The following is an 11,496-nucleotide window of genomic DNA, read 5'->3' as shown; positions in this document are numbered from 1 at the left end:
GCTCAAAGCTCGTACCGCTCCCCGCCTGCCAGGTCGCACCGCCGTCGGTGCTGTATTCCCAGCTCGCCCCGGCCTCAAGCCCGCCGACCACAACCGTGCCGTCATTGGTGATGCCATCGCCAGGCGTACCCGTATCATTCTCAAGATCAGCGCTGAGCGAAGCAGGAATATCCGTATCGACAGTATAGGTCTGCGTGCCCGTCACCGGCGCAGCATCATTGCCGGCCGCATCCGCGAACACTGCCTCCGCCGTCACCGTCGGCGTCGTCGCACCGGCCAGAGCACTGCCCGGAACCTGCGCCGTCCACGTGCCGTCGCCATTGGCGACCGCCGCATAAGGCACGCCATCGACAAGCACAGTCACCGTCGTCGTCGCCGCATCGGCAGGCGCATTGGCCACCGTTACCGTCACCGCAACATTGCCTGCCGCTTCGGCTGCATTGACGATGTTGTCACCGGCAATCGCGCCAACCGTCACCGTCGTGCCCGCCGCACCCGTGTCCGGCGGCGTCGTGTCGGATGTCCACGTGCCCGTATCCGTTCCCGCATTGCCTGCCGGGTCCGTCACCGTAACCGTCACGGTGCCGTCGGCCTGCGGCGTGGAAGGCGACGCCGTCCACGCACCTGTCGTGCCATCCGCCGTCACGGTCGATGTCGTTCCATCCGGCCAGCTCACAACCACCGTCGAGCCCGGTTCCGTCACGCCCGAAGCCGTCGGGATATTGTCCCCGTCCGGATCGGTCAGCTCAACCGTCGTCGTCGGGGGCGTCAGGTCGATGGTCACAGGTCCGAGCGGGGTCGCGGAACCAACATTTCCTGCAGAGTCGATCTGGCGAACTAGAATATCACCATCGCCGTAAGCGCCGGGTTCAAGTTCAAAGCTGGCCCCATTCCCGTCATGCCAGGTCCGTCCGCCATCTGTACTATACTGCCAAGTCGCGCCTTCTTCGAGGCCATCTACAATGACGGTCCCGTCACTGGTAATGCCGTCACCCGGAAGGCCGGTGTCGTTTTCTAACGCTACCACCAGCGTTCCTGGGGGATCCCGATCTACGCCTATGCCATCGTCACTGTCGTCGTCACCGGACCCCGAAGCCGCGGCAATAATCCCGGCAGCCGCGCCGATGCCGAGCAGCCCCAGCAGGACGGGACTTACACCGCCTGTTGCGCCACCAACCAGTTGGTCAACCGACTGAATTTCGGCAAAATTAAAATCCGCCAATCCATCACTATGTTGGCCGACCCACAGCTTTCCATCGCTATCTTCGAGGACCAGATCGCTATCACCGCCATTTGGATGGTGAGCGTAAAAATGAACAATCCGGATTGTCTCTCCATTGTGAAGCCGAATGACGAGATCGTCGCCGATCTTCTGGTAATCCGCAATTGCGCGCGGACTTAACGACAGCTTAACGACGCTTGGTGCTGTTAATACGATGTTATTTCCACCAACCGTACTGGATGAACCAGTCACCTTATTCGTAACGACAACCATGACAAGCCCCTCTTCAGCGTGATGATCAGCATTGGGGACAGGAACCGATATAAACGAAGAGATGATATCCAGCCGCGCTGGAAACACGGGGGAATTTTTGTGGATGGTAATTGTATTTTTAAATACTAAGTTTCTGCGTTACTGACTCAAATTCGCCTCGTGCATATCTTTGTCTATTTAACTGCCGATTCCAGTGTCCGATGCTGGCCTGCGACTCCAAGAAATATAGAGATATAGAATAATTTCTATGCAGATATCGACGTGCTTGCACAAAATTGACTTCGATCACAAATTAAACCGCCGGTTTGACGATTGATCTCGTGTCTTGCGCCTGAAGGATGCCGGACTGGTGCCAACGATGCGGCTGAAAAAACGCGTAAGATGCACCTGATCAGCAAAACCACATTCCTGTGCGATCTCGACGACCGGCAAGTCAGTCTCTTCAAGCAACGTCCGGGCACGTTCTATTCTACGCAGTATAATGTACTGATGGAGCGTGACATTCGTTGACCGTTTGAATAAACGCGCGAAATGTGCCGACCCCAGACCTGTCATTGAGGACAAACGGTCCGCCGTGAGGCGACCGGTAAGATTCTGATCTATGAACGCGACTATGCTACCCAGTACATGGGGAGAGAGCCCGGTTTCGCCGCTGTGTTCCGCAGGACAACGGCTTGAATATTTTGCAATTAATCTTGCTGCGAGAACCCGGGCAAAATATTCCAGCTCAATTCTCGCGAAAGTACCCCCTCGCTCTAAAATCTCTTTCATTGAAAGAATTGTCTGGGTCAGGAATGAATCAGAGATCGAGAATTGGTAGTCGAGGCTGAGCAGACTTTCACTTACCGTCAGAAACTCTTTCTGAATATTTTTGAATAACCGATCCGAGATATACACACTAACAATCTCGGCGCTGGATTCCACATGCGCCTCGAAAGAGGTGTTTGGCGGCATTATGAATGCCGAACCGGACGGCAAATCCAATACGTTTGACGTGTCTCCAATCAAGCATTTTCCCCGGACATGTCCGCCAATGACCATCCCCACCAGCAAAGAAGGAATTCCTGTGAATCTGGCATCGAATGGAAATATTCTTGATGTATATATATATACATTTGATAACTCAAATGTCGCACTTGTTCTTAGTATCTGCACGCCATCTATGTCATCCACCTCATGAATTGCCACGACATTCTGACTTAGACGGTTCATTTCCCCTCCTTATTTAGAACCATTATAATTATATTTAAAACACTTCCCTATACAAGCCGATAATTTTGCGTACTGCATTGCTCGTCGCACAGCATCCTCCGCTTCATAAGGTAGAGCACGACGATCGGTTCGGCTAGAAGTTGTCGAAATTTTAACACTCGTTGAACAACGGGACCGCATCGGCGCATATGTCGAGCAGGTTCTCATGCCAAGGCTGGCGCCCGGCGACAGCGTTGAGCCGGGCTGCAAATGCGATTGCCAGAAAGAACCTTAAGGGCAGCACAATGCCACGCCTAATTAGAAACTGGACTCCGTTATGAGGCAGCCGGGGCCTGGTATTTTACAAGGCGAGCTTACCGCGATCAGTCTCGCTAAAATTATCATAATAACTCTGGAGCTTAATGATCTGCCCCGCCTGGCGTTCGGTCATACTCTGTCTTTTCAAGAATTCGGACGGCGAGAGAGAAAACTGTTTCTGGAAGCTCCTGGCAAACTGGACCGTATTCGAAAATCCATACTTGTAAGCAATCGCCTTGATGCGCAAGCTCGACTCATCCCGGCGTCGCATCAATTCGGAGTGCGCCAGTTGCAACCGCTTCTTACGGATCAATCCAGCTGCACCGCCGTCAGCCTCCAGCAGTCGATAAAGATACGACCGCGAGATAGCGAAACGTTCCAATATTTGTTCGATACCCAATTTCGGATCGTTGATGTTCTGGTTGATGAAAACCAGCACCTGGTTGCGAAGCTGTTCCGACGGTGCGCTATGGATGTTGTCAGGATCGTATTTTACAGCCGATGCGAGCAGATTTAAAAGGACATCGCCGCAGGCAACGCCTTCCGTGAAGGAAAGGTTCTCTGCTTCGCTATAAAAGCTGCGAAAGAAGCCGCCAAGCAGCTTTCCCAGTGCAGTATCAGCCCGGATGATCGTGCCATTCAGATTGCTTTTTCCGCAGATATATTCCAGCTCCTCCTTTTCGAGCACAAGTGAGATTGTTGCTGCCGAACTGCTGCAAATCGCATCGACATCAGCGGTTACCGAAGCGATATGAATATCACCGGCGGAAATAATGCTCTCTTTGCCCTGGAACGAACCATAGCAACAACCGCTAACAAAAAGCTGGATATAATAATAGTCAAAGTGGCTGCGTCGTATCCATTCGGCGGTCCTTAAGCATCGATGGTTGCCGAATGTCGCCTCGGCGATGAACCTTTCCCCCAAGGGAAGTGAACGGATCGATCCATGAATGGGAACCGCATGTTCTCCGGAAGCCTCCAAGGCTTCGTAAAGCGGTGACACGGCTTCACGCCAGTAGTCCGTTCGGTCCTGATCCGGAAGGTTCTTGTTGGTGACGTAAAAGCCTTTCTGCGGCTCTTTTGAAGACAGATCCATCGCCTAATCCTCACTTCCTGCCTTCACGACTCATAAGTATATTACACATATACATGTTGTTTATTAAATCGTCCCGCAGATCGGTAAGCAGTAAGAAGTATTGTTTTCCAGCACCCCGCAACCTCACAACATCACAGATGATCAGGGCATGGTGAGGTCAGCTTCTATCGACCAGGGTGCGTCACAATGTTCAACCTGGGTTCAATCTAGGTCACGCCTTGCCATTTGGCTCGCATTCTCTCGCGGCAGTCATCCGCTGTCTGCGCGAGGGTCGCGGCCTGTTGTTGCCTGCCAAACAAATACTCCAAAACTCAAATGGATGGGCAAATAGCGACCAAAAACGTTTGGGATTTTCTTCAGAATGCGCTAGCGTTTCCGCAGTTCTGCGGGAGGACATTATAAAATACGGTGGGGGAAGTGATCTGCAAAAACTCCCCGCTTAGTCGTGGTGTCCGCGCCATGACAAAATTTACTGGAGTGAGGAGGAAATATGCAAATCTTCAATCGGAAAACGACTGTCTCGCTGGCTACTGCATTGGGGCTCGTATTCGGTGCAGCGCAGGCAAAGGCCGAGGAATTCATAAATATCCTGACCGGCGGGACGAGTGGCGTCTATTACCCGCTCGGGGTCGCTATGGAAAAAATCTATTCGGGCATCCCCGATGTGCGTCCCTCGGTGCAGGCGACGAAGGCATCGATTGAAAATATCAACCTCATTAACAGCGGTCGCGGGGAAGTTGCGTTCACGCTGGGGGATTCCCTGCGCGATGCCTATGAAGGCAACGAGGCAGCCGGTTTCAAAAAGAAGCTCACCAATCTGAGTACGCTTGCCGCGATCTATCCGAACTATGTTCAGATCGTTGCATCCAAGGAGTCCGGCATCAAGACATTGGCCGATCTCAAGGGAAAGCGCCTGTCCGTTGGCGCTCCTAAATCTGGAACCGAACTGAATGCGCGCACCATCCTGGAGGCTGCCGGGCTTTCTTATGACGATCTCGGCAAGATCGAGTACCTGCCCTTTGCAGAATCCGTCGAGCTCATGAAAAACCGCCAACTGGATGCGACTTTGCAATCCTCCGGACTTGGTGTCGCCTCGCTGCGCGATCTTGCAAACTCGGTCGACATCAACGTGGTTGAAGTTCCGGCAGACGTCATCGAAAAGATCGGTGCGCCTTATCAGGTCAATACGATCCCGGCGAACACATATAGCGGGCAGGACAAGGACGTCGTGACGGCTTCCGTGATCAATTATCTGATTGTCCGTCCCGATATGGATGAAGAACTGGTTTACCAGATGACCAAGGGGCTCTTCGAGAATCTCGACCAGCTCGCCGCCGCCCATGCTTCGGCAAAGGCCATCAAGCTCGACAAGAACACCATCGTGTCACCCGTTCCGGTTCATCCCGGCGCTCTGCGTTACTACAAGGAAAAAGGCATCGAATAGGCTGGCAGCAGTCCTGCGCGACTGTGGGACCCGGATGTCATGTCCGGGTGCCGCCCTTTTCTGACAGATGGTGCCTGATCCTTGTCAACGGGATCGCTCCTGTAACGGTTAATTTCAAAAATACAATCTGATGAAGGTTCGTTCATGACGCAGAGCGAGAACAGCGCCGTAGAATCGGCTGAGCATATTCCCACCTGGGGTGCTGGCGCAGGCGCAAAAATCCTGTTTGCCATCGCCGTGGCTTTTTCGGTTTTCCAGCTCTGGACCTCCGCCTATTCACCCCTGCCAAGTCAGGTGGTCCGCTCCGTCCATGTCGGATTTCTGCTCTTGCTTCTCTTCGGCCTTTACGCCAATGCGAGCACTGTCGCTGCAAAGCGCGCGGCATTCTGGCTGGCAGCGATCGTAGCGTTTTTACTCAGTCTTTATCATTGGGTTTTCTATGAAGACCTGGTGATCCGCGCGGGCGAACCTAACACGCCGGATATCATAATCGGTATTCTCGTCGTCGCTCTCGTCTTCTGGGCAGGCAAGAAAATGATGGGCTGGACCCTGCCGCTCATCTGCGCGATCTTTCTGCTTTACGGTTTGTTCGGGCAATATCTGCCACAGCCGTTCAATCATCGCGGCTACGATTTCGAGCAGGTGGTCGAGGTCCTTTTTCTGGGAACAGAGGGAATTTACGGCACGCCGATCTATGTCTCGTCGAGCTATATTTTCCTTTTCATCCTGTTCGGCGCGTTTCTCGAACGTGCTGGCATGATCCAGCTCTTCAACGACATAGCCATGGGAACGGTTGGCGCATCGCGCGGCGGTCCGGCCAAGGTTTCAGTGATTTCGTCGGCCCTTATGGGAACGATCAACGGTTCCGGCGTCGCCAATGTCGTGACCACAGGCGCTTTCACCATCCCGCTTATGAAGCGTTCCGGCTTCCGTTCGGCCTTTGCCGGCGGCGTCGAAGCGGTGGCTTCGATGGGTGGTCAGATCATGCCGCCGGTCATGGGCGCTGTTGCCTTCATCATGGCTGAAACACTCGGTCTGCCCTATGTCGAAATCGTCAAGGCGGCAATCGTTCCGGCAATCCTCTATTTCATCACGGTCTTCGTGATGGTTGATCTTGAGGCGCGCCGTCTCAGGATGAAGGGGCTCGACAAAAGCGATATGCCAAGCGCTCTTGATGCGATCAGAAAGCGCTGGTTTCTGGTTTTGCCCCTTGTCGCATTGGTGTGGCTGCTTTTCTCCGGCTACACGCCGCTTTTTGCTGGCACGGTTGGCCTCAGCCTGACTGCGCTTATCATCCTCGGGGTTCCGGTCTCTGGCTCCATGTCGATGCCCTTGCGTGTGCTGTTCTGGATTGCGCTCGGCATCATGTCGGCGGCGGCTTTCGGCACGACCTTCAATATCTTCGGTTACACCCTGCGCGGCATTACGCTGATCATCGTTCTTGTTGCGCTTCTGGTCGCGATAAATTTCCTGGTCCGCGGCGGTCGGGAAACGCTCAACCTTTGTCTTCAAAGCCTCGCGGAAGGTGCCAAGAATGCCCTTCCCGTGGGTATTGCCTGCGCGCTGGTCGGCATTATCATCGGTGTTCTGGCGCTCACCGGAGCGGGTTCGACTTTTGCCCGTGTGATCGTCAGTGTCGGAGAAAACTCACTGTTCTTCTCGCTGATATTGACCATGCTGGCCTGTCTGGTGCTTGGCATGGGCATTCCGACCATTCCAAACTACATCATCACCTCTTCGATCGCCGGACCCGCGCTTCTGCACCTCGACGTGCCGCTTCTGGTATCGCATATGTTCGTCTTCTATTTTGGCATCATGGCCGACCTCACGCCGCCCGTTGCACTCGCAGCTTTTGCGGCCGCCCCAATCGCGCGGGAGTCCGGCATGAAGATTGGCATGCAGGCGATCCGGATCGCGGTTGCAGGATTTGCCGTGCCTTTCATGGCGGTGTACGAGCCGGTCATCATGCTTCAGGCGGGCGGACCACTTTCCGAAAAGTTCGGCTTCTGGCCCGCCTTCGCTTACATGTTCATCAAGGCGCTGCTCAGCATCCTGCTGTGGGGGGCAGCCGCTATCGGCCATCTTCGAACGCCGTTGAACATGTGGGAGCGCATATGGGCGTTTGCTGCCATTGCGCTCATGCTCGCGACATATCCCTATAGCGATGAGCTCGGCTTTGCCGCCTGCGCGGCCTTCCTTGCATGGCATTTCTGGAGGTCGCGGCCTTCCGCCGTCGCGACATCAGGTTGATGGCGGTCTGTATTTCAACGGCTGGCGGCGTGATGAAGATCGCCGCCACCAGCTTCGTTCTCTCCTGGACGCACAGCGTTGAGAAGGTCCCGTGGCAGGAATTCTGGAATGTTACGTCCCAAGGGCTGGTATTGTCAGAAGCCCGCATCAAAGGCTCCGGCGCAGGCATGGACCCGCCTGCCGATGCCGTCCTTGAAGATGGCTGGTACATCTATCATCCAAGCATTCCTCCACGCCGTGAAATTGTCTTGGCTGCCTCCGGCAAGACAGGAGGAGGCTGGACCTTCTGTTCGGGGCAAAAATGCATCGAACTGGGGCAAGCAGAGGAAAAGCCGATCCATATCCTGCCGTGTGACCAGAACGGATAGGCTGAGGGCCTCATGATAATGCGCTCATCAGTTATGAGGCTGCAATTGCGCTTCCGCTGCAATCAACTTCAAAAGCACAGGGTGCTCTGGGCTCCAGACTCAATTGATCACCATGTTACGATGGCGGCGATGTAGCAAGGTCGCTGCGAAGTTAATCGTGAGCTTGGCATATCGTGTCGCGACATGCCTCATATCCGTGAGGCGGCAGAAGGTGCGTTCGACTGTATTTCGCCGTCGGTAGGCGATTGGGTCGAACGGCCTGCCCCGCTTCCGGGATGGATTGTTGGGAATGACCAGTTGCGTGCCACGCATTGCACGGAAGTCTCGGAAAGCGTCGCTGTCGTAAGCAGTGTGTGCTGCACAGAGGCGTGTCCGAGGCAAAGGCTCGAGCAGTGGAATGGCCACGGGAGCGACGCCGCGGCTCTATAAACAAGGAAGCTTTCAACCTAATGAAACATTTGCGACAGCCCATTACAGGGACGTTCGCCGCGACAAAAGCGCGATGAAGCACGCCCCACCCAAAAGCGAAGCAAACAGGCCGAGCGGCAGATTGTAGGGAAATGCTACCATTCGCGCCAGCCAGTCGGCGCTGACCATCATCAACGCGCCGATCAGTATGGAGGCCGTCAGAAAGCTTTTGGGCGTATGCAGACCGAAATTGCGCGACAGATGCGGTGCGATCAGCCCGACAAACGAGAGCGGCCCGACCATCATGGACGCAATCGCCGTCAAAAGCGCAGCAATCAGCACGATCACAAGACGCGGCAGGACGAGCGAAAGACCGAGGCTACGCATGGTCACCGAACCGAGCGGCAAAATGTCGAGCCAGCGCGACAAAGCGAGCAGGATCGTGAAACTGCCGGCCAGGGCAAGAGCGGCCAACCAAAGTTGTATGGATGTCGTCTGCGTGCCGGTGCCGCTCAACCAGCCGAGCAGGACAAAGGCTTGTGGAGAGCCGGTTGCAATGATGGCTGTCAGAATAGAGCTGACCATAGCGCCGAGACCCACACCGGCCAGAAGCAGCTTTTCCGCGCCAAAACCACTGCGTACGGCAATCGCCAGAATGAAGATCAGCGCCAGCACCGAGCCGATGGAGGCACCGAGCCATTGCAGGGAAAGGCTTGCGACGGGAAGCAGGAGAACCACCGCCAGTCCGGCACCAGCGCCAAGGCCGACGCCCAGAATTTCGGGGCTGGCGAGCGTGTTACCCGTCATGCGCTGGAGAATGGCTCCGGCCAATGCCAGCATGCCGCCCGATAAGCCCGCAAGAGCAAGTCTTTGCACGCGCCAGTCGAAAAGCGCATCGAACAATTCGCCACGGGCAAGGGCAAAACCGTCTTCACCCCGGCCTAGACCGAGCGTGATGGCGGCCACAAGCAGGACGAGCAGCAGCAAAATGGCGAAGAACAAGCCGGTACGCTTGAGGCGAACGGCGCTGGCTTCGCTCTGGCTCGACGGCCATTCGAACATGCGCAGACGCGGCAGCATCCACAACAACAGCGGCCCGCCAAGCAGCGCAGTTGCAGCGCCCACCGGCAGGCGGTCGCCGGTAACGGTCTGCATCAGGCTGACGCAGCCATCGGTGAACCAGAGCAAAATCGCCCCGATGGCGGGCGCGGCGATCAGCTTTGTCTTGAGACGGCGCGCGCCGGAAAGCTGCGCCAGCGTTGGGGCGACCAGACCGACAAAGCCCAATATGCCGACTTCTGCCGTGATGCTTGCCGCCAGCCAGACGGCAATGGCAATCACCAGAAGGCGGCTTGCCGCCAGCGACAGGCCCAGATTGCGCGCATTGGCATTGTCGAGCGCCAGCAATGTCAACGGACGCAGCAGGAAGAAGGCAATACCGCCGCCGATCAGAACCCGGAGGCCAAGCGAAATGCCCGGTCCCCAACTTTGCTGTTCCAGCGAACCGCCGCCCCAGACGAACAGCGAGAACACATATTCGCCATTGGCCAGGATGAGCGCCGTGCTTGCCGCCGTTGCGGTCAGCGAAACGATCATGCCACAGAGAATAACCGAAGCCGGTTCCAGCGAGCGTTTCCAGTTGAGCGCCAGCACCAGACTGACCGCCGCCAGACCGCCCGCCAAAGCCAGCCATTCGCGAAAAATGAGGGCCGCGGGCAGATAAAGCATACCCGCCGTCATCGCGAGCTGCGCCCCGGCGGCAATGCCGAGCGTCGAGGGTTCGGCGAGCGGATTGCGTAAGACCTGCTGCAACAGCAGACCCGAAAGCCCAAGGCCTGCGCCGCAGATCAGAGCCATCGCATTGCGCGGCAGAACGGTGACGAACGCGATGACCCGGTGCAGCGCCAGCAGTTCCGGTGAACCGGCAGGAACATTCAGCGCCCGCGTGAACTCGAACGCGGCCATCAGTGCCGCGACAAGCGCGAGCAGCGTCCAGAACAGAAGCGGCCTGATGCCTGCAACTCTATTCTCCGTCATCGGCTGGTCTTCCAGTTTTCACGAAGAAGCTGGACAAAGCGGCGCGCGGCAGGCAATCCGCCAAAATGGTCTAGCGGCGGCAGAAACAGAACCCGCTTTTCACGGACAGCGGGCAGCGCGTTCCATAGAGAATTCTGCGGCAGGCGATAAAGCGTTTCGGAATCGGTGGGGCCAATGACCACGATGGATGCGTCCGGCGTTTCGGCCAATTGCTCCAGCCCCACCGGCGCGGCGGCGGAATAGCTTGTGTCCCGCGTCCACGCATTCTCGAAGCCAAGCCGAACCAGCACATCGCCAAACAGGCTGTCGCGCCCGAAAGCGCGAAAGTGCCGGGCATCGCCCAGACTGATGGCGAAGACCTTCCGTCCCGATACCGAGGCGAAGCGCTGCCGCGCTTCGGCAATCTCGCTCGCAACAGTCGCGACGTAAGCGTGCGCTTCCGCAGCCAGACCAAGCTTTTCGCCAAGGCTTAACGTTGCCTCTTCCAGCATCGCATAGGGCGGCTGACCGGCGCTATAGACAGTCGGCGCGAAGACCGGCGCGATGCGCTCGAAGGCCGCGCGCCGATATTCGTAGAAATTGGAAGCGACGATCAGATCCGGCTCGATCATGCGCAGAAGCTCGAGATTGGGCGCACCGCGCAGACCAAGATCAGCGACACCTTCCGGCACCACCGGTTCAAGCTGCATTTGCCTGTATTGGCGCAGTTCTGACGCTGCCGCTGGCACAGCGCCGATGGCCAGCGCGGTCTCAAGCATGGCCCAGTCGATCACCGCAAAACGCACCGCCGTCGCGGCATGGGCCGAACGCAGTGCAGGCGCCACGAAAAGGGCGCCTGCAAATCCGAGAACCGTGCGACGAGTGACTGTCATGACGGAACGCGCGGCCA

Annotated in this window: 8 protein-coding genes; 3 read left to right on the top strand and 5 right to left on the bottom strand. The window is 56.4% G+C overall.

Features of this window, described 5'->3' with window-relative positions; all coding sequences use genetic code 11:
- From J9800_RS14930 to J9800_RS14920, 3 genes are all read right to left on the bottom strand, one after another.
- Positions 1–1,495, bottom strand: a 1,495-nt coding sequence (locus tag J9800_RS14930) for a BapA/Bap/LapF family prefix-like domain-containing protein (protein ID WP_210845865.1), incomplete at its 3' end; no start/stop codon positions are given.
- 285 nt (positions 1,496–1,780) lie between these two features.
- Positions 1,781–2,707 carry a helix-turn-helix domain-containing protein gene (locus tag J9800_RS14925; RefSeq protein ID WP_114215592.1) on the bottom strand — a complete coding sequence of 309 codons (927 nt, stop codon included), beginning with the start codon at positions 2,705–2,707 and terminating at the stop codon, positions 1,781–1,783.
- A 340-nt stretch (positions 2,708–3,047) separates the two neighbouring features.
- Positions 3,048–4,100: a helix-turn-helix domain-containing protein gene (locus tag J9800_RS14920; RefSeq protein ID WP_114215593.1), complete on the bottom strand. Its 1,053-nt coding sequence runs from the start codon at positions 4,098–4,100 to the stop codon at positions 3,048–3,050.
- Between the two features lie 490 nt (positions 4,101–4,590).
- Here J9800_RS14920 and J9800_RS14915 point away from each other — a divergent pair, with 490 nt between their 5' ends.
- The 3 genes from J9800_RS14915 (at position 4,591) to J9800_RS14905 (ending at position 8,162) form a co-directional block, all read left to right on the top strand.
- Entirely contained in the window at positions 4,591–5,544 is a 954-nt protein-coding gene (locus J9800_RS14915; RefSeq protein ID WP_112589394.1) for a TAXI family TRAP transporter solute-binding subunit, read from the top strand.
- 144 nt (positions 5,545–5,688) lie between these two features.
- Positions 5,689–7,794, top strand: coding sequence for a TRAP transporter permease (locus tag J9800_RS14910; protein ID WP_114215594.1), 2,106 nt, complete (start codon positions 5,689–5,691; stop codon positions 7,792–7,794).
- Positions 7,794–8,162: a DUF1850 domain-containing protein gene (locus J9800_RS14905; protein ID WP_114215595.1), complete on the top strand. Its 369-nt coding sequence runs from the start codon at positions 7,794–7,796 to the stop codon at positions 8,160–8,162. Before J9800_RS14910 ends, J9800_RS14905 begins: the two co-directional genes overlap by 1 nt.
- A gap of 471 nt (positions 8,163–8,633) precedes the next feature.
- Here the strand turns inward: J9800_RS14905 and fhuB are convergent, their stop codons facing one another.
- Together fhuB and J9800_RS14890 are read right to left on the bottom strand one after the other, a co-directional pair.
- Positions 8,634–10,607, bottom strand: a complete 1,974-nt coding sequence (gene fhuB, locus J9800_RS14895; RefSeq protein WP_114215597.1) for a Fe(3+)-hydroxamate ABC transporter permease FhuB — start codon at positions 10,605–10,607, stop codon at positions 8,634–8,636.
- Complete coding sequence (locus tag J9800_RS14890; protein ID WP_205315910.1) at positions 10,604–11,479, bottom strand: ABC transporter substrate-binding protein; 876 nt, start codon at positions 11,477–11,479, stop codon at positions 10,604–10,606. The genes fhuB and J9800_RS14890 overlap by 4 nt, the downstream gene beginning before the upstream one ends.
- Positions 11,480–11,496: the final 17 nt, after the last annotated feature.

This window comes from Ochrobactrum sp. AP1BH01-1 (genome assembly GCF_018066705.1).
GTDB lineage: Bacteria > Pseudomonadota > Alphaproteobacteria > Rhizobiales > Rhizobiaceae > Brucella.
Note: the sequence above shows the minus strand (reverse complement) of the source record. Positions and strands in the feature narration are given on the sequence as shown.